Origin of the sequence: Dyadobacter sp. BHUBP1 (assembly GCF_050587785.1) — a bacterium.
Classification (GTDB): domain Bacteria; phylum Bacteroidota; class Bacteroidia; order Cytophagales; family Spirosomataceae; genus Dyadobacter.
This window is the reverse complement of the sequence record NZ_JBOBIH010000001.1, coordinates 1,324,868-1,344,366: the sequence shown is the minus strand read 5'-3', so window position 1 is coordinate 1,344,366 and position 19,499 is coordinate 1,324,868. Positions and strand designations below refer to the sequence as shown.

Below are 19,499 nucleotides of genomic sequence, written 5' to 3'. Positions count from 1 at the left end.
TGTTTTATTCTTGCTAAAATCTCAAAGAGGCTGGCGCAATGCCTTCCGGAACGCCGCCTCCAACTTTTTGTCTCCCGACCATGATGACCGGCTTTGCAATGCAGCATTCGTTCGCCGGTACAAATCGCGCTTCAAGCTAGTTGTTTCGGTGTTGCTCAATATCCTGCCCGCCGCGAGTTTCTGCAATGCAGCGAGCATATTCCAGTTTTGCAAACCGCCATTGAATGGTCCGCTTTCCGCCAACCGCTCCGCCATTTCCGAGCTTAATGCTGCCCGTTTGGCTTGCTCGTTTTGGGGTAACCTATCCTTTTCCAGGTAGCCCAGCAATGCGGCGGCAAGCGTAGCTGTTTGTTTCTGGTTAAACTCCTTTTCAAACTCCCATTTCGTCGAAAGGTCTTTAAGCTCCCCGGTAAGCCGCTTCTCCTTTTCCTTGATAGGCGGCGGGTCGTAGCCGCTTTTCTTCACGTACGTTCGCGCTTTTTGCTGGGCAGTTTTGAGATATTCCAGTGCCTTATGCTCGAATGGAAGTGCTTTTTCGGGCTCATAAGTGCGCAAATGCAGCTCCGATTGCCACATTTGTTCCAAAGCCATTTTCAAAAGGCTGCGTGTGGATTGCTCGTAAAAACTATTAGTCTCGGCATCGTCGTGCGCATGTGTGTATTGTTCCATGAGCGCGGCAAGCGGATCTTTCTCTCCCGCAGGTTCATGTTCATGCGCGTGTTCATGTACAGGCTCGCCCGTGCGCGCCTCCGCTCCCTCGCCCTGTCCGTCAGAATGGTGTGTGAATGCGTCGATGATATTGCCATTATCCGCCGCGGGATTGTCAATGCCATGGGCTTCTCCGCCAGGGGGCGCCCCGCCAATGGTCGTTTCAAATTCCTCGCCCAAATATTGCCCGTAACGCAACCTGAGCACTTTCTGATCGAAACCTATCTCGTTAGATGTCGCATTAAAATCTCGGGTATTAAGCCTTTTGCGTTTCGCAATCAGCTTCTCGGTATCGATGATAATTTGCCGTTGGCTACGGAAATATTCGGGCATAATGTTCACCGCCATGGTCGCAAGCTCTGCCTCTTCAATTTTCGCAGTATCCTTATACACAATAAAATAAGTATCCGACTTGCTGAAATTCGCTTCCGGCTGACGGTTGTCGACCGCTGCCCAATAGTAGTAAAGCTCATCGCCCGGTGTGAAATTCAAGGCATTCAGGTCAATCGTTTTTTGAATATTTGCTTCTTTAAAATCGGATGGACTGAGCGGCATGCGCACCTCACGGAACTTGACATTTTCGCCCGAGCCACGCGCCACGGTAGCCACAATGAATGCCTGCTTCACCCGGAAATCGTCCGATATTTTGGCCGACACCCTGATACTTTTCGGGTCTTTGAGGAAATGGTAGCGGTACAACTCTTTCGAACCAGGTTCAATGCGCGGCGCGAGATCAGGCAATGCTTCAAGCTTGTAAAAATCGGACTGGTATATCAGCGAATCCTTCCAGTAACCTTTAATTGAATACAAACCCGAACCCGTAAGGCGGTCCTGATGCACAAACACGCCATTGACTTCACGCAAACTCACTTCGTCACCACGACTGTTGGCAAGGCGGACGGATAACTGCTCCGCACGATCAAACCACACCGACCATTCAATCACCGAGCCGACGATCGCGCTGATGCTCAGGTCGCCCGATTTCCTTTGCGGCAAGCCCGTATAGCCGGGAGGCACTATTTTCACCGCCGAAGATTCGAACTTTGGAATAATCTCCTTAGCAACGCTTGTAGCTGCCCTCGCCGCCGACACAGGCTTGTCCTGTTCACCCTTCCGCTCACGGACATTCAACACACCGTGGTAAATGAACGTCGCCAAAATCACCGCTGCGAAATATTTCCAGATGCCGTGGTACAATATGTGCCTTGGAAGGGTGATGTTCCGCGCTGCAACGCGTTCGAGCTGCATTTGTTCGGCGATGTTCAGGTCAGTCCGATCAAAGAGGTCGAGGCTGTATTCCGAACCCTGGTCATAACTGTGAATCAATGAAATAGCAACCTTTCGCTTATCCGTAAATGCCCTGGTTCTCCATATCCCAATCAACGAGCCGATAGACCCCAGCGACGAACTCAGCCATGGGCTATCTTCCAAAAAAGTATCCGCCAGCACATGCGTAGCCAGGCCCAGCAGAAAGCACTTCAAAATCGCAATCCATTGCAAATGCGTATTTACCGATTTGACCAGTTTTCTCACATCAGCCATGATTTCTTATCGTTTTGCGCAGCGCCAACCAACGTTCCGCGGCCATTAACAATATCAAAACCAACATCAACCAGGGACGCAGTGCCGCCTGCTCCTGTACACGCGACGCAGTTACCTTTTTAAACAATGCGTTCAGCTGGCTTTTGCTCGAAGGCGCAGTATGGGTTTGTAGACCCAGCTGCTTCACCAGCAAATCGCCCAGCCATTCGGGCAGCCTGCCGCTCTCGACCAATTCCGAGTCGGCCATCCGCAGCGTGTCGCGCAGCTGAATTACCTGAGCGGGGGCATTCCATTGCGGCGCATTGCCTGAAATCACATAGATTGTCCCGGGCTGCGGATTAGCCCACAGGTGATCGGCAAAAACCCAGTCATACCGGCTTGCAGGGCTCATTTCCTGTTGTATTTCAAATGAAAAACCATAAACTTCGGTCAGCGCGGCAAGCGCGGCCCGGACGGTTTGTAATTCCGCCGCATTCTGGTAATCCAGCAATACTCTGATAGCACCCTTATACACCGGCTTGTTTTTCAAAAGATCGATCTGCTTTGTTTTCGACGAATCAGTGGCAGGGAAAAGCCGGTATGCCCCCGGCACATACACCCGGGATTTAAGACTGCCATCATTCAGAAAATACAACCTGAAATCCAATGCATTACCATCTGCTAATACATTGATATTCTGCTGCAAATACGCTACGGAAGAAGCACTTCTCTTTATGTCGACGAGATTAACGACCTTTTCCGGCGAACTACCGAGCCAGTAAACGGGTTCTCCGTCCCGCAGGGCATTTTCGAGCTCGAAGCGGTAAGTCTCCGTGACAAACCGGTCGGCCTGAACCAAATGGACCACCTTCGGTTTGCCCTCATTAGCAAACCAGTTGGCGACGGGTTTGCTCAATATTAATGCAAGAAGTATAACCAAAAGGCACCGAAGGATCATCAGCCACACCTCATTCAGCCGAAGGCCGCGGTGTGGCAGCGTGGTTTGCTCGCCAAGCCAGCGCATGGCTGCCCATTCAATGGTTTTGCCCCGTTTTTGATACCAGAAATGAATCGCTACCGGTACCGCCACGGCCAGCATTCCCCAAAGCATATATGGTTGCAAGAATGCCATCAGCCTTTTCTTCTCGTTAAAAATGCTTTCAATACCATCCCGACAGGCTCGCTCATGCGCGCCCTTATGAGACGCACGTGCGGGATTTGCAACGCGGTTTTTAAATCGGTCAGGTAAGTTTGCATCGATGCCCTGAACTGCGTACCCACGGCTTCCGCATCCAGCTCCATTTCCCTGCTGCTTTCCAGGTCTTTGAACCTGTAAAACCCTTTCAAATCAAATTCCATTTCCTGGTTACCGAGTATCTGGAAAATCGCAATTTCGCGGTAAGGCCCCGCCAGTGATCGTATCCACGACAGCCATTCATCGTTCGTTTGCAGCAAATCGCTCACAAAAATGAGCTGCTCTTTCTTTTTCGACTGAAATTCTGAATGCCGCAGCCCCGAAAGTCCCCATGCTCCCGCTGCGGTAGCTTTCTCCAAGCCTACCAATATCTTCTGGAAAGCCTGCCGCGCCGATGACACCGAGCCCGTGCCGCTGATCGTTTCCACGCGTCCTTCCGTCAATCCATACAAACTCATCTGGTCGTTCTGGATGTAGCACAGGTAGGCCAGCGAAGCCAGCAGAATTTGCGCATATTGCAGCCGGCTGACGCCGTTTTCGGTATAATTCATCGATCCCGACAAATCCAGTACAAACCTGATTTGCCGGTCACTTTCTGTCGACGACTCACGCACGAGGTGTTTGTCGGTTCGCGCGAATAGTTTCCAGTCGATCCGTTTCGGGTCATCGCCGGGTTCATAATGCCGGTATTGCTCAAATTCAATGCCTATCCCCGACCGCTTACTGGAATGGATACCCAGCATCAGCTCCTCGCTCACCAGTTTTCCGGTCAGTTGCAGGTTTTTGAGCTTGATCAGGCTGGACGCCAAGAGGCCGGTTGTTTTTTGCATTGTCTGTTAGGGTTGTTTCTGACGAAAGTTCGCCATTGTTTTGTTGTTACATGCCTGACGGCATTAGTCAACTAATATGAGCAACGTCCTGGCATACGATCGTCGACATTCAGGCGACTCTTCCGGAGTCTCTCCCGAAATGCTTCCATTTTGCTGCTACCAGAAGGCAGCCACTCCGTGGCTTGCGATACAAATCGCGTTAGCGATGTAATATTGGTAGTAATAACCATGACAACCGGCTCCCAAATCCCGTCAGGGATGTAACAACAAATCCGTTGCCGAACATTATAACCCATTCAATAACTCCTGAATCGCGTGGTCGCTGGTAATGCCTTCGGCTTCCGCCCGGAAATTCATGGCCATGCGATGGCGCAACACCGGAAAGGCTAATGCGCGGATATCCTCCGGCACGACAGAAAATCGCTCATGCAACACTGCGCGCGCCTTCGCACACAACACGAGCGCCTGTCCCGCGCGAGGGCCAGCGCCCCAGTCACACCATTCCTTCACGAAGTCGGAAGTAGTCGTCTCGGGCCTCGTAGAGCGCACCAATGCATTGATTCTCACTAATAATTCATCCGCAATATGCACCTGACGCGTGAGCTTTTGCAGATCGGCCATTTCCATATCCGACAATATTCGCCCGATTTCCGGCCTTGCTGTACCAGTCGTAGTACGCAAAACATCCAGCTCCTCCTGCTCGCTGGGATAACTCAGTTTGATATACAACAAAAACCGGTCGAGCTGCGCTTCTGGCAGCGGGTAAGTACCCGCCTGTTCGATCGGGTTCTGTGTGGCGATGATCAGGAACGGGTTGGGCAACGGATAGTTCTCGCCGCCGTAGGTTACACTTTTTTCTTGCATGGCTTCCAGCAATGCAGCCTGCGTTTTCGGCGGTGTCCGGTTGATCTCGTCGGCCAATACCACATTGGCAAATAGCGGCCCTCGATTAAATTTGAAAAACTTCTTGCCGGTTTCGTGGTCCTCCTCCAATATCTCGGTGCCCACAATATCGCCCGGCATTAAATCGGGCGTGAACTGGATCCGCCGGAAGCTCATATGCAATGCTTCGGACATTGTTTTGACCATCAGTGTTTTCGCCAGGCCCGGAACACCTTCGAGCAGGCAATGTCCCGATGCCAGCAAAGCAATCAATATTTCTTCAATAGCATCCTGCTGCCCGACGATCACTTTCGCAATCTCAGCTTTAAGTAATGGCAGTTTCGCTACCAACGCCCGGTAATGGGAGGTTGTCGTCGAGTTTTCCAAGTTTTGATAATTAAATAGTTACCATATCTAACAAATAGGTCCGGAGGACCGTCCTGTTTATAGTACAACCGATCACAATCATTTCCCTGGCCCCGGCGGGGCCTCCTTTTCGTAAAACCGTCGTTCATACAAGGCGACTGCTCCAGAGTCCATCGGAAAATGGTTCCGTCGGGTTTCTATAAACAGGGAGCCACTCGGTGGCTATTTCTTCGGTTTCTACCTTCCATTCACTCCCTCTCTCCCTTTCTCCCATTCTCCCCTTCCTCCTTTCCCTACCCCGTCAACGCATACACTACAATATTCACCCCAAACCGCGTATTGTCAACCGCCAGGAACCGTTTGTTCCGAAAATCGTAATCCCATTCGCAACCATAGTCCTTGTTGCTGTACAGGACGCCGATCCTGCCGTTGATTGTGATCGCTTTGAGGTAATCGTGCACGAGGTCGTCGCCCCAGCCGTTCAGCTCGAAGGAGGTGGTCGGCGGGCCGTCGTCGAATTTGAAAAAACTGTGGTAGATAGGATGGTTGTTCGGGATTTTCTGCAAGGCTTTCGGGCCGAACGTCCGGGCCATTTCCTGCTCGAACGATTTGGCAAAAAGTCCGTCGATATCGTGGTTGCAGTCATCGACGAATACGAACCCGCCATTCTGCACGTACCGTTTGAAATAGTCGCGCTCTTGCGTTGAAAATTCAACCAGCTTATGCCCGCTCAGGTAACAGAATGGGCTTTTGAATATCTCGTTACTGCTCAATGGCACTACTTTTTCCTTCTCGTCGACCGGTATGGTGGTGTACTCAACCAGCGAATGCAGCAAATTGGACGGCATTCGCTGGTCGGTATCCCAGTTACCGGAAGTGTATTGGATTCTGGTGAAGAAAAAAGGTTTCAATACTAAACTGCGTCGGATAACGATGAGAATGTGAATTCCCGGATTTTCATCGGCGGGATCAGGTAATTGCTATTGCTTTCGGTGCTCACCACGCGTTCGGGCTTGCCTAGCGCTTCGAGGTTATTGAGCATAATCACCGGACTTTCGTTAAAACGGAAGTTTTTGATCGGATGTTTGATCACCCCGTTTTCGATGTAAAAAGTACCGTCGCGCGTAAGACCCGTAAGCAGGAGCGTTTGCGGATCCACCTCACGGATATACCAGAGCTTGGTAACCAATATCCCGCGCTGCGTGGATTTGATCAACTCCTCCATACTCGCCGTCCCTCCCGCCATAATCACGTTCGTCGGGAATGGCACTGGCTTCATATTGTTCTTTTGTGCCCAATAACGCGAATAGACGAGGTTTTTAACGACCCCGTTCTCGATCCAGCTGATCTTGTTGGCCGCTTGCCCGTCCCCTGCCCAGGGCGAGGCTGGTAAGTCCGGGTGCGTCGGATCCGAGTAAATATGAACCCGCTCATCGACGATCTTTTCGTTCAACTTGCTCTTACCTCCCGCTTTGCTCAGGAACGAACGGCCTTCGTCGGCGCTCCGGGCATCGAGATTGAAAAATATATTTTCCAAAAGCACGGCGGCGGCGGTCGGTTCGAGGATCACCGTGTATTTGCCGGGTTCCAGTGCTTTGGCATCGACAGAACCTTTGGACTTTTGAATGGCAACCTTCGTGGCAGCGGCCGTATCCAGTTTGGTTACATCGCTATAACCCTTAGCCACATAGCCCGAGCCCTTGCCGTCCGGCGTGCGTACGGTAAGCGAGAAATTCACGCTCGTACTTGGGTAGTAGGCAAAAAGCCCTTTGGAATTCATCATGGCCGAATAGCCCTTCTGATTTTCCAGAAAACCGGCTGCGGTCATATTTTGTGTACGCGTCAAGTCGAGGCTTTTGGCGACGGCGTCAGCGCGATAAGCAGGGTTAATGCCTGCCGTGGATTCGAAGAAACCGTTGGATTTCAGATAGGTCTGCGGTTCCACCACGCCAACATACTCAGGGTTTTCCGGCGCCAGCCGGGCCAACTCTTCCGATCTTCTGACGACTTTTTCAATCGACTCGTCGCTGAATTCGTCGATCGTGGCAACGCCTACTTTCTTGCCGAATGCGGATTGCACCTGCAAATTCTGGTTGATAAGCGACCCGCTCGTCGACACTTCGTTGCGGGCATAGCGCAGGTTGCCGCGCTCCTCGCCCAATATATTCACCTCGCATTCATCTGCTTTGGAATAGCTCAGCACTTTTTGCAACAGCGCCTTTGCTTCTGTTTCTGTTAGTATGATGGCCATGTTAATTTTGAATGATTGAATGATTGACCGGGTCGCCGGAGCTGTAACCGAATGAGTGAATAGAAAGTCAAGTGTGATCAAGAGTGGTCAAGGGTTGAATTTTTGACAATTTCATGACCACACCTGACTCAATGACGATTATTTAATCATCCATAATTCACTCATTGACTCACTATATCTTCCGTGCGGTATTGATGACGTTCACCCCGTTAAACCGTGCCGTCGAACTGCCGTGTGATACGGCGCTGGATTGCATGGGTTGCCCCTTGCCGTCGAAGAACGATCCGCCCAGGCGGTAGTCACGCTCGTCGCATACCTGCACGCACGAGTTCCAGAATTCCTGGGTGTTCGACTGGTAAGCCACATCTTTCAGCATACCGGCAATCTTTCCATCTTTGATTTCGTAGTACAGCTGTCCCCCGAACTGGAAGTTATACCGCTGCTGGTCGATTGAGAATGAGCCGTCGCCGATAATATAAATACCTTTTTTAACATCCTTGATCATCTCCTCCACCGACAATGGCGTTTTGCCCGCCGCCAGCGACACGTTCGGCATGCGCTGAAACTGCACTGAGCTCCAACTGTCGGCATAGCAGCAGCCATGCGATTCCTTCGCGCCTATGATATGCGCCTGGTCACGGATGGCCTGGTAGTTCACCAGTATACCGTCCTTCACGAGGTCCCATTGTTTGGTATTAACCCCTTCATCGTCCCAGCCTACGGCGCCGAGCGAGCCAGGCTGCAGCTTGTCGGCCACGAGGGTCACCTGCTTGCTGCCGTACTGGAAGTTCTTGGACTGCCATTTATCGAGCGTCGCGAAAGATGTTCCCGCGAAATTGGCTTCATAACCCAGTACCCGGTCGAGTTCCAGGGGGTGACCGACCGACTCATGGATCGTGAGCCACAAATGCGAAGGGTCCAGCACGAGGTCATATTTTCCTGCCTCCACAGATTTGGCCGTCAGCTTTTCCCTTGCCTGTTTGGATGCGGCGACGGCATCTTCGAGCATATCATAACCTTTGTTGTAGCGGGTCGTTACGCCGGTCACTTTATCGGCCGGGTTCGACTGTAAATAGTCGTACCCCATGCCCATCGGTGCGCTCAAAGAACGGCGCGTTTCAAACTTACCTGTTTTGGGGTCAATGGCCGTGACATTGAAGAGCGGCCATATGCGGTGAATGTCCTGATCGATATAGGAGCCGTCGGTTGAAGCGAAATATTTCTGCTCATTCACCTGGAAAAGGATCGAGTTCACATAATTAGCTCCGTTTTTCATCGCTGCGTCGTTCACTGAGAGCAGCAGATCGACCTTTTCCTTAATGGGCACTTCAAACGCATTCTTTTTGAACGGCGCTTTCCAGCTCACTTCGCCAAAGCCTTTTTGCGGAGCAAGCTGCACAGGCTCTTTCATGAGTTTTGCATTGGCTTTGGCAATGGCGACCGCTTCTTCCGCCGCTTTCGCCAGTTGGGCTTCACTTTTGGCATCGACCACCGCAGCAAAACCCCAGCAGCCGTTGGCGATCACACGCACCCCGACGCCATAGGATTCGGTATTGACGATATTTTCGACCTTGTCTTCCCGGGTCGTCACATATTGGTTGAGGTACCGGCCAATGCGCACATCGGCATAGGAAGCTCCTTTCGATTTGGCCGCATTGAGGGCCGCGTCGGCCAGTCGTTTTTTAACGGCTACATCGTCGCCGGGTGCCAGAAATACCTCCGGCGACACGGGACGGCTCATTGCAAAGCCCGGCAACATAAACGCTCCCGTTCCGAGCCCGGCCATTTGAATAAAATCTCGTCGTTTCAAAGTGTAGATGTTTAGCGAATAGTGTTTGATTGGGTGAGTTAAAAAAGTGCAATTCATAAGTTAATGAATGGCCGTCCTTGTTTCAACTCACCTGTTATGGATGGCAGGATAGCGGTTTAAATGGATTACGTTTGCCGCTAGACCGCGTCTGAAAGGCTTGTGAACGTAAAATCACGGATTTTCAGCGGCGGAATCAGGCTGCCGTTGGTGCGCACCGGTTTCCCGATCGCCTCCACGTTGTTGAGCATGATCACCGGGCTTTCATTGAACCGGAAGTTCTTGACCGGATATTTGATCTGCCCGTTTTCAATGTAAAAAGTACCGTCGCGCGTAAGGCCCGTGTAGAGCAGCGTTTGCGGATCAACGGTGCGGATGTACCAGAAGCGTGTTACAAGAATACCTTTTTCAGTGCCTTTGATCAGGTCTGCAAGCGATTCGTTACCGCCTTGAAAAATAATGCCATCCGGTGATGGAACCGCCTTCACGCCCTTTTTATCCGCCCAGAAACGCGAATAGTACATGTTTTTCACGACACCTTTTTCAAACCAGGTTACTTTCTCCTGCGGGCGGCCATCGGCGGCAAATGGCGAACCAGGGATTTCGGTATTCGTGGGGTCGGAATAAATGGTAACGCGCTCATCCAGAAGCTTCTCGCCCAGACGCGTTTGTCCGCCTTTCTTCCCGAGAAAACTCCGGCCTTCGTCCGCGCTGCGTCCGTCCATATTCCGCATCATATTGAGAATGAGGTCATGCGCGGCGGTAGGTTCCAGGATAACCGTGTATTTGCCCGGCTCCAAAGCCTTTGCATTCACCGATGCCATTGCCTTTTGCATCGCGATTTCCGTCGCGGTTTGGGTATTCAACTTGGAAACATCGTTGTAATCGCGCTGTACAAAGCCAGAGCCCGTACCATCCGCAGTTCTTACAGTTACGGAAAAATCCACAGAGGTAGATTTGTTATAACCAAAAAGGCCCTTGTTGTTGCCCAATGCCGTAAAACCGCTTGTGTCTTCCATATAGCCAGCGGCGGTCAGGTTCTTCTTGGAACAAGGTTCAATGCTGCCGAAAGCTGCCTTTGCCCGATGTTCAGGGTTAATGCCTGCGGTGCTGTCTACAAATGCATTAGTGTTCACATATGGCTGGGCCCCGAGCATGGGCATGTATTCAGGATTGTCGGGTGCGAGCTTCGCGATTTCCTCCGCACGGCGCACGGTCTTTTCGAGTGACGCATCGTCGAATTCGTTGATCGTAGCCGTTCCCGATTTCTTACCAAAAACAGCTGTGACAGAAAGCGACAGGTCGGTGGTTTCTCCGCTGGTCGACACCGAATTGCGCGCATAGCGGATATTACCTGTCCGGTTCCCCGAAAGTGACGCGCTGATCTCATCTGCCTTCGAAAACGCCAGTACTTTATCTATGATTTTTTTAGCTTCTTCTTTTGTTAAAATAGCCATGTTGTTAAGAGTTTGGAGGTGGCAGGAAGATTTAATTTTGAATGATTGAATAAGTAAATAGTCATGTGTAGTTATTGATAGTCAGGAATAGTCATTGATGTATCCAAACAATCAAAACAATACCTGACAAAATCTGACAACTCTGGACTAACCTGACCCTTCGGTCATCGCTCCGGCGACCCGGTCACTCATTAAATCTTCCTCCCTGTATTAATAACATTCACCCCGTTAAACCGCGTGGTCGAGCTGCCATGAGAAACGGCGCTGATCTGGGAGGGCTGCCCCTTTCCGTCGAAAAACGAGCCGAATGTCCGGTAATCGTCCTGGTCGCAAAGCTGCACACACGAATTCCAGAACTCCTGGGTGTTCGACTGATAGGCGACGTCATCGAGCATGCCGGTGATTTCGCCATTTTTGATCTCATAGAAAACCTGGCCCCCAAACTGGAAGTTATAGCGCTGCTGGTCGATCGAATAAGAACCTCTTCCGATAATATAAATACCTTTTTCAACACCTTTGATCATATCCATCACGCTCCGTTTCTCGGTTCCGGGTTTGAGGCTGATGTTTGGCATACGCTGAAACTGAACGGAACTCCAATCATCGGCATAGCAGCAGCCGTGTGACTCTTTTTCGCCCAAAATCTGCACCTGATCGCGAATGGCCTGGTAATTGACCAGGATACCGTCCTTAATAATATCCCATTCCTTGCAAGGTACGCCTTCATCGTCGTAGCCCACCGCGCCGAGCGTATGCGGCTGCGTTTTGTCCGCCACTATATTGACAAGCTTGCTGCCATAGTTGAAGTTCCTGGACTTCCACTTATCCAGCGTCGCAAAGCTGGTACCGGCATAGTTGGCCTCATAACCCAGCACACGGTCGAGCTCCGTGGGATGCCCTACCGACTCGTGAATGGTGAGTCCCAAATGGTTGGGGTCCAAAACAAGATCATATTTACCCGGCTCCACGGATTTGGCTGTTACCTTTTCTTTTGCCTGCCTGGCGGCCACAATGGCATCCTCCACCATATCGTACGAATTGCGGTACCCCACCAGGCCATTCGGGCCGGCGATTTTCTCGCTGGCCAGGCCGTCGAGATACTCGTATCCCATGCCCATTGGGGAACTGATCGCGTCGCGCGTTTTGAATTTACCTGAAGCCTTGTCGGTTACCGTGACCGTGAATGTCGGCCAAATCCTGTGGACATCCTGATCAATGAAGGAGCCGTCAGTGGAGGCGAAATATTTCTGCTCGTTGATGAAAAATAGGTTCGAGGTTACAAAGTTGGCCCCATTATCCATTGCGGCGCTATTGACCTTCATCATGAGGTCGATCTTTTCCTTCACCGGTATTTCAAAAGCATTTTTGATGATCGGCGTTTTCCAGGTCTTGTCGCCAACGCCTTTCTGTGCCGCAAGCACCACCGGCTCCTTCTGAAATTTCGAATTGGCCTTGGCAATTGCCACGGCCGTGGCGGCGCATTGGGCAATGCCATCCGGCGTGACATCGCTCGTAGCCGAAAAGCCCCAGGTACCATTGGCGATCACCCGGATACCGATGCCGTAAGATTCGGCATTGACGATATTCTGCACCTGCTTTTCCCGTGTAAACAAGTATTGCTGCAAATAGCGGCCGATGCGGACGTCAGTGTAAGTTGCCCCCTTGTCGCGGGCGGCATTCAGCGCGGTTTCCGCGAGTTGTTTCTTGGTAGCGGCATCGAGCCACGGACTGAGCAGTTGCGCTTCGGCCACGGGACTCCCGACGACCGGGACCTCGGAGAGCATCATAGCGCCCAAGCCAAGGCCCGACATCTGCATGAAGTGTCTTCTTTTCATTTGGTTAAAAGGTCGGATATTGAATCTCCAATGTAATCAATATATCCTCAACAAATATTCGTGTGGCAATTTTTTTTGTACCAAACAAAAAGCGCCGGAAGTTATTGAAACTTCGGCGCTCTTCTGGTGCGGCCGGCCGCCGCAGTACTTTCGACGCTAGTAAAACACTACGCCCTGCATGGTATTTTGATAATCTTAACCTAATACAAACGCGATATCATCAGCGTCCGCAGCTGTTGTTCATCCCAGGGTTTGTTGACATAGCTGTGAAAATATCCCTTTCCGGCGGCCCAGCGAAATTCATCCGTATAGGCATTGCCCGTGAGCAACACGCGCATACTGGAAGGATACTGATTGGAAGCCAGTTTGAGAAATTCGAGGCCAGTCATTTCGGGCATCTGGTGGTCAGCGAAAATGACGTCGATTTTGTGCTCGCCTAGGATTTTCAGCGCTTCTTCCGTTGAGTTGGCCAGATAAATCTGGGCGTCTCTCCGGAAGGTCGCTTTAAAGGAATTCAGATTATTAATTTCATGGTCAACATAAAGGATGCTCATAGTTATTAGATCGATCGGGGGTTACTACAAAGCAAATTTATGAATTAACTCATTATCCGGAACAAAATCCCGGACCGCATAAAACAACCGAAGGCTCTGTCAAATTCCCAAAGATATCACATTTCGCACCCTGGTAATGAAAACCAGCTCATTGTCAGCATTTTAATGGTAAAAAATTTATTTAACGGTAAAATTTATTTCAATTAAAATGTTAGAAAAAATTAGCGCTGCCGCTCAAATCCGTTGGTAACGATCTTTGAGAAGGTTCATCATGTGTACGTTCACATCCCATTGGCTAACGAGCGGCATTTGCGTGTAGGGCATCGCCGGCATGTAAGGCGCGGGACCAAACTCGGTGGTGACGGTGAGCGTAGTACCGTTTTGCGCGTGAAGCGCCGCCACGCGGTCCCACCAGCCGAGGTGTGCATCCAGCACCTCCTCCCACTCGGGCGCGCGCGGATCGTTCACTTGCGGGCCCTCGGGATGGCCCACCCGGCTGTGGATGTGATCGGTACGTGAGATAGCGAGTGCCACCTCGTCGGGGAGGTCGGCCAGCAGCGATTCGTGGACGGTGCACCAGTGCGAGATATCGAGCGCAATGCGGAGGCCGGGATCGGATTGCAGGTAGCCCATCGTGATATGGGCAGCAAAGAGACTTTTACCACGGTGCGTTTCGTGAATAATAGGAATGCCGGATTCGGTCGAAAGCCTGGCTGCCAACGCAAAAAGCCTCTGATTTTGTGCTGTATTGAAGTAGTCCTTGCCGGTTTGACAGTTAATCAGCACAGGCCGGGCTTCAATCAAGTTGAGGAGGTACTTTTCGTAATTCGCGGCATGCTCGTCGATATCTTTTTCAAAGGATTGCCAGTACTGGCCGATCAGCCGGAGGTCATAAGCTGCCAGCGTGTCCAGAACAGTCCGCTTTTCATTCGGATTGAAAGGCAATGCCATTTCAACGCCATCATAACCGGCAGTTTTTACATTTTGGCAAAAAGTATCAAACGGAAGGGTATTTCCCCACTCCGGCGCGTAAAATTGAATGGTCATGGGATGGGTAATCAACTTTTAAATCTATTTTAATGAAACGTCTGCTTCCTTACTCAGAAAATCAGCCTCTGACTCCGTGAGACCAGCGGCGTCCCAGGTAAGCAACGCTTCATCCGGGACGATATCGATGGGTGTAATGCTCGACGCCGATGAGGACGACTCGTGATAACCTATATTCGTCAACCGGTTGTAGCATGAAATCAGCGACCAGCGCGGATGATCCGACAGGTTAGCCTCGGAGCGGTGCAGGATATTGCTGTGAAAGAAAAGAGCATCACCCGCATCGAGCTCCACAAACACATGCTCCATTGTTTTCAGCGCCAAATCCACATAACGCTGCGACGCACCTACCTGCTCACCGGAGAAACCATGCTCTACCCGGCCCATTTTGTGGGAACCTTTGATCACTTGCAGGCAGCCGTTTTCAACATTGGCATCCGTTATGGCAATCATGACCGACATAAGCTGTTCAGGAAAGAGAAATTCGTTTTTATACCAATATCCATAATCCTGGTGCCATTCCCAAGCTCCGCCTACAAGGGGTTCTTTTTGCATGAGTTTAGAATGGTAATGACAAACCGAATGGCCCTCGTCGCCGGGCCGGCGATCCAACAGCTGATCCACCGACCCCACGAGTGTTTTGCCCCTCGTCAGCAACCCGTACACATCATCGCCCGGCTTGTACCACAGCGAAAGCTTGCTCCGCTTACCGGTACTGTCGTTGACATTGATGGCATGCTTACTGATCATCGCATCGTCGAGCGCAATGCGGTAAAGTTTCGAAACCTCCTCGTTATCATAAAACCCGCGGACGATCAGGTAGCCGTCCGTATGATACTGCTCGATTTGTGCGTGGGTCAAAAGTTGCTTAGCCATGAGAATGGGATTAGGAATAGTACTTTAACATTTCAAAATTCAGCTATTCCATGAAATAAACGAATGAACGATTTTGTCCAAAACATGGATTATTCTACCTTTATCATATCCGTTATTGCTCTTTAAAACACACATTATGCGCAAAAGCAGAGGCTTCGAAGGCGAGCTTATCATCGAAATACCCAAAGTGGCCACATCCCACTGCGAACAGCTGCCACTGATCAGCCAGTTGTTCATCTCCCGAATGGGTTATTATCCCAAGGCATTGCACCACTACTACCAGCGCCCTAATGGCATTTCTCAGGCTATTCTGCTGTATTGTACTGACGGTCAGGGATGGATCGAACTGAATGGGAACACGTCGCGGATGCATGCGGGCGAGGTGTTTATCCTTCCCGTCGACGTACCGCATTCATATGGGGCTGATCCGCAAAATCCCTGGAGCATTTACTGGATTCATATCCATGGTACCCATTGCGGCGCGGTTACTACGACGGTCATGGAACGCGACGGCCAGCCGTTCAAAGCTATTCAGGTGGGGTTTTCGGACGAGCGTAACGCACTCTTCACCCACATTGCCCGCACCCTGCTGAAAGGATACAGCGCTTCCAACTTGCTGCAAGCCAATCTCGCGCTGCCGTATTACCTCTCGTCGTTCATCGGTCCCGAGCATTTCGGCTCGCAGAAACCGTCGGCATCGGATGCAAGTCCTACCGAAAAGGCGATCCTATATATGCAGGACAACCTGTCAAATTCCCTTTCACTGGATAATATTGCCCGTTCGGTAAATTTATCGGTCTCTTTCTTTTCCCGGAAATTCAAAAAGGATACAGGCTACGCGCCGATCGAGTACTTCAATTACCTACGCATCCAGAGGGCCTGCCAACTGCTGCATTTCAGCTCGTGGCGGATCAATGAGGTAGCCTCCGCCATCGGGATCGACGACCCGTTCTATTTTTCGAGGCTCTTCAAACAGCAAATGGGCCTGTCGCCGGCCCATTACCGAAAAAATAAGGGTATAGAGCGGCAGTAAAAAGTGGTCATATCGGAATTATTGTACATATTAAGACCTAATCTAAATCACCACCGGACATGTTAAAAAAAATCCTGCTTGCCCTCCTGGCCGTTTTTATCATCATTCAATTTATCCGCCCCGAAAAAAACCTCTCTGACGACCAGTCCATGAACATCGCGACGAAATATGACGTCCCTGCCGATGTGAAGAACATCCTGGAAGTGGCTTGTAACGACTGCCACAGCAATAAAACCGTTTATCCATGGTATTCCAATATCCAGCCTTTGGCATGGTGGATGAACGAGCATGTCGAGGACGGCAAACGGCACCTGAACTTCTCGACGTTCACAAGCCTGTCCATCGCCCGGCAGAACCACAAGCTGGAAGAGACGGTGGAAATGGTAGAAGACGACGCCATGCCCCTCAAATCATACACCGCATTGGGTATGCACCCGGAAGCCAAGCTCAGCACCGCTCAGCGCGAGCGCCTTATTCAATGGGCAAAGGCCCAAATGGATACGCTGAAAGCGAAATACCCGGCCGACAGTCTGATCATGCCGAAAAGAAAGCCCGAACCAGGACAGCACTGATCCCATTCAAAAGCAACGGGCAGCTACGCATTCGTTTGCCGCTGCCCGTTACCGGTTTAATTTTTGAAAATCCTCTGTGTAAAAAGCCTTTCATTTCCCTGCTCCACATGCAGGAGATAAATCCCCCTGGCTACGTCAGGTATCCGCATACGGCCACTGCCGTCCATATCGCGGCGCATTACCTCCACCCCGGCCATATTGATGAGCCTCACCGTGGTCTTACCAGTGCGAGGCGGCATTTGCAAATCCACGTAATCACTCAACGGATTCGGGCCGATGCGGAATGCGACATCGCCGTTGCGATATAATGCGATGATTTTGGAATACTCGAACTTTCCATCGAAATCGACCTGTTTCAATCGGTAATAGGTCGTAACCGCCGGTGCCTCGGTGTCGGTAAATGTATAATAATGTGTCGTAGCGGTGGTGTTTTGCCCCTTTAACTCCCCTATCATCCGGAAATCGACACCGTCCGTGGAACGCTCGATCTCGAAATGCTCATTGTCTGTTTCCGAAACAGTTTTCCAGTAAAGCTGCACCTGGCTTTTTCCTATGTCGTTCAAGTGAAAATCAGCGAGCTCCACAGGCAGCGGGTCCTCCACGGGCAGCGTCGAGTGAGCAAGTAAGCGAATGTAGGCGGCCTGGTAATAAATAGCCGGCTCGGTGATTTCCCAACTGTTGGTCGGCCAACCGGTATTGAAATCCAGGTAACTTTTCTGGCGCGGCTGACCAAACGGCGGCGACTGGCCGCTGATCGTATAGTCGGCATTTGGGCCGCCCACCACATAACCCGGCGCCGGACCGTTCGGCGACGTCAGCGCATTGTCGTAAACAGTGCCGTCGTTGAACCACGTGTGGTAAATTTCATTGGCACAACGGTCGCCGCCCACCCCGTACATATTCGACAAATACACCATCCCTTGCGGGTTAACGCCGTGAAAATAGTGGATTTGTTCCGCAGCCTTGCGCGTGAGGCTGGCCGCATTGCCCAGCCCGGCTTTAAGCATGCTGCGGTTCACATTGGCATAATCGGCCTTGGGCATATTACTACCCCAGTGGTACGACCAGTCGGGCATGAATGCACGGTAGAGATCGGCCGTCGTCCAGCCGAAGAAATCGTTCCAGTTACCATCCACAGCTGTTCCCGCCGAGTTCAGGATTGCCGAGGCGACAGTCGGGTTGGCGCCGGGAAGCTTCGCATAGCGCAGCAATGCATCCTGCAATTCGGTAGCATCTACACCCCAGTAACCGGAGCTCATGACGTCAGTACCCGCGTAATTATTAACCACAAACTGATTGTAAACCGCATTGCCGGTCCGCTCGAAAAGGTAAATCGCGGCAATCACCATCATGCTCCGCTGCGGTCCTACACCCACATCGGCATCACCCGAAACAATACTGCCGTCATCGCAATTGGTTTGGAGGGTATTGGCATTAAAAAACGGCAGGACATAGTTGAAGCAGCTCGCCGCTTTGGCTTCCAGCTGGCCCGCGTAGGCCGTGAGCGCCGGGATACCTGCGTACACAAGGGCCGCGTGCGAGAACACCGAAGCAATGGTGGCCGACGCCGAGGTACAAACAGGGCCATAGTAGCGCCCATCCACATTCACGCTCGGAGGTGAAGAAATGTTCTCGCTGTAATTCCGGCTGCCCATTTTGTTGTGCGTGCTGCCATCAGCATTCGTCATTTTGAAAAGCCAGTCGAGCTCCCATTTCACTTCGTCGAGCAGATCGGGAATGCCGTTTTTACTTTCGGGAATATTGAAATTGTCTGTAAAAACAGTCGGATTTTCCTCGTAGGCGTAAAGTAGGTCGTGCAAAGGACTATGCGTGAACGACACATATTTATTATAGTCACCGGCATCGAACCAGCCGCCTGTCAGGTTCTTTTCCAGCGCCGCATTGCCCTGGTCATACACGTAGCGACATTGCTGGTCCTGCAATGCATGCATGAAATTATCCCCGTCGGTCCACTTGCTTTGCGCGTACGGAGCCGTTTTCGCCATGTTGCAGCGGTTGTAATAGAACATTTTCACAGCCGCCAGCATCACATTGCCGTAAGGATTGGGCGAAATTTCAAAAACCGCCGAGCGCTGGTTACCGACCGGATCAAACACATAATAGCTGCCCGTGGCCGTCAGTGCCGAAAAATCGAACCACCAGCCCTGGTCACCCGAATTGGCCTGGGTACTGCCGCTATTCCAAACGGTAACCGGACCGCTGAACGCCACCGCATTGGTGACACTGTTGCGCACTTCCATTGTACCCGGCGGTGTGTAACTCAATGCGGCATTGTATCCCACGATCGGGTTGCTGAGTACCGCCACCTTTTCGGCCGCCGGCGCGTAACCGAACTGGTCGACGTGAATAAACTGGCTGATCTGCGCGACTCCCCGCACCGACAGCGTCAGGCATAGTAAAAATGCAAGAATACCCTTCCCAGGTAAATGGAGGTAATGTTTCCTCATGGCTGAATGGTTTGATTTGAATGAAAATACTGCGTCAGGAACAACAACAGAAGCGGCAAATGCCTTTTTCAACTAGGATGGGAGTCGTTTTCAGTCC

Annotated in this window: 15 protein-coding genes; 2 read left to right on the top strand and 13 right to left on the bottom strand. The window is 51.3% G+C overall.

Going from position 1 to position 19,499, the window contains the following annotated elements; translation table 11 throughout:
• Window positions 1-21 precede the first annotated feature (21 nt).
• The 12 genes from ACQ4MZ_RS05520 to ACQ4MZ_RS05465 all read right to left on the bottom strand — a co-directional run bounded on the left by ACQ4MZ_RS05520 (window position 22) and on the right by ACQ4MZ_RS05465 (window position 15,329).
• A complete protein-coding gene (locus tag ACQ4MZ_RS05520; protein WP_430843581.1) occupies window positions 22-2,250 on the bottom strand; it encodes a hypothetical protein in 2,229 nt (742 codons plus the stop codon).
• Window positions 2,243-3,361: a BatA domain-containing protein gene (locus ACQ4MZ_RS05515; protein ID WP_430843580.1), complete on the bottom strand. Its 1,119-nt coding sequence runs from the start codon at window positions 3,359-3,361 to the stop codon at window positions 2,243-2,245. The genes ACQ4MZ_RS05520 and ACQ4MZ_RS05515 overlap by 8 nt, the downstream gene beginning before the upstream one ends.
• Window positions 3,361-4,254, bottom strand: coding sequence for a DUF58 domain-containing protein (locus ACQ4MZ_RS05510; protein ID WP_430843579.1), 894 nt, complete (start codon window positions 4,252-4,254; stop codon window positions 3,361-3,363). The genes ACQ4MZ_RS05515 and ACQ4MZ_RS05510 overlap by 1 nt, the downstream gene beginning before the upstream one ends.
• Before the next feature lie 285 nt (window positions 4,255-4,539).
• Window positions 4,540-5,523 (bottom strand): AAA family ATPase, encoded by a 984-nt coding sequence (locus ACQ4MZ_RS05505; RefSeq protein ID WP_430843578.1) that lies wholly within the window; start codon window positions 5,521-5,523, stop codon window positions 4,540-4,542.
• 272 nt (window positions 5,524-5,795) lie between these two features.
• Entirely contained in the window at window positions 5,796-6,413 is a 618-nt protein-coding gene (locus ACQ4MZ_RS05500) for a DUF4159 domain-containing protein (protein ID WP_430843577.1), read from the bottom strand.
• A gap of 2 nt (window positions 6,414-6,415) precedes the next feature.
• Window positions 6,416-7,753 (bottom strand): TldD/PmbA family protein, encoded by a 1,338-nt coding sequence (locus tag ACQ4MZ_RS05495; protein ID WP_430843576.1) that lies wholly within the window; start codon window positions 7,751-7,753, stop codon window positions 6,416-6,418.
• 172 nt (window positions 7,754-7,925) lie between these two features.
• Entirely contained in the window at window positions 7,926-9,563 is a 1,638-nt protein-coding gene (locus tag ACQ4MZ_RS05490) for a TldD/PmbA family protein (RefSeq protein ID WP_430843575.1), read from the bottom strand.
• Window positions 9,564-9,700: 137 nt separating this feature from the next.
• Window positions 9,701-11,017 (bottom strand): TldD/PmbA family protein, encoded by a 1,317-nt coding sequence (locus ACQ4MZ_RS05485; protein ID WP_430843574.1) that lies wholly within the window; start codon window positions 11,015-11,017, stop codon window positions 9,701-9,703.
• 191 nt (window positions 11,018-11,208) lie between these two features.
• Window positions 11,209-12,852 carry a TldD/PmbA family protein gene (locus ACQ4MZ_RS05480; RefSeq protein WP_430843573.1) on the bottom strand — a complete coding sequence of 548 codons (1,644 nt, stop codon included), beginning with the start codon at window positions 12,850-12,852 and terminating at the stop codon, window positions 11,209-11,211.
• 200 nt (window positions 12,853-13,052) lie between these two features.
• On the bottom strand, window positions 13,053-13,406 hold the full coding sequence (locus tag ACQ4MZ_RS05475; RefSeq protein WP_291193868.1) for a response regulator: 354 nt from the start codon (window positions 13,404-13,406) through the stop codon (window positions 13,053-13,055).
• Window positions 13,407-13,640: 234 nt separating this feature from the next.
• Window positions 13,641-14,453 (bottom strand): sugar phosphate isomerase/epimerase family protein, encoded by an 813-nt coding sequence (locus ACQ4MZ_RS05470; protein ID WP_430843572.1) that lies wholly within the window; start codon window positions 14,451-14,453, stop codon window positions 13,641-13,643.
• A 24-nt stretch (window positions 14,454-14,477) separates the two neighbouring features.
• Window positions 14,478-15,329 carry a phytanoyl-CoA dioxygenase family protein gene (locus tag ACQ4MZ_RS05465; protein ID WP_430843571.1) on the bottom strand — a complete coding sequence of 284 codons (852 nt, stop codon included), beginning with the start codon at window positions 15,327-15,329 and terminating at the stop codon, window positions 14,478-14,480.
• 136 nt (window positions 15,330-15,465) lie between these two features.
• Between ACQ4MZ_RS05465 and ACQ4MZ_RS05460 the strand changes: the two genes are divergently transcribed.
• Together ACQ4MZ_RS05460 and ACQ4MZ_RS05455 are read left to right on the top strand one after the other, a co-directional pair.
• A complete protein-coding gene (locus ACQ4MZ_RS05460; protein ID WP_430843570.1) occupies window positions 15,466-16,362 on the top strand; it encodes an AraC family transcriptional regulator in 897 nt (298 codons plus the stop codon).
• A 59-nt stretch (window positions 16,363-16,421) separates the two neighbouring features.
• Window positions 16,422-16,934: a heme-binding domain-containing protein gene (locus ACQ4MZ_RS05455; protein ID WP_430843569.1), complete on the top strand. Its 513-nt coding sequence runs from the start codon at window positions 16,422-16,424 to the stop codon at window positions 16,932-16,934.
• Window positions 16,935-16,990: 56 nt separating this feature from the next.
• Here the strand turns inward: ACQ4MZ_RS05455 and ACQ4MZ_RS05450 are convergent, their stop codons facing one another.
• A complete protein-coding gene (locus ACQ4MZ_RS05450) occupies window positions 16,991-19,402 on the bottom strand; it encodes a glycoside hydrolase family 9 protein (protein WP_430843568.1) in 2,412 nt (803 codons plus the stop codon).
• Window positions 19,403-19,499 lie beyond the last annotated feature (97 nt).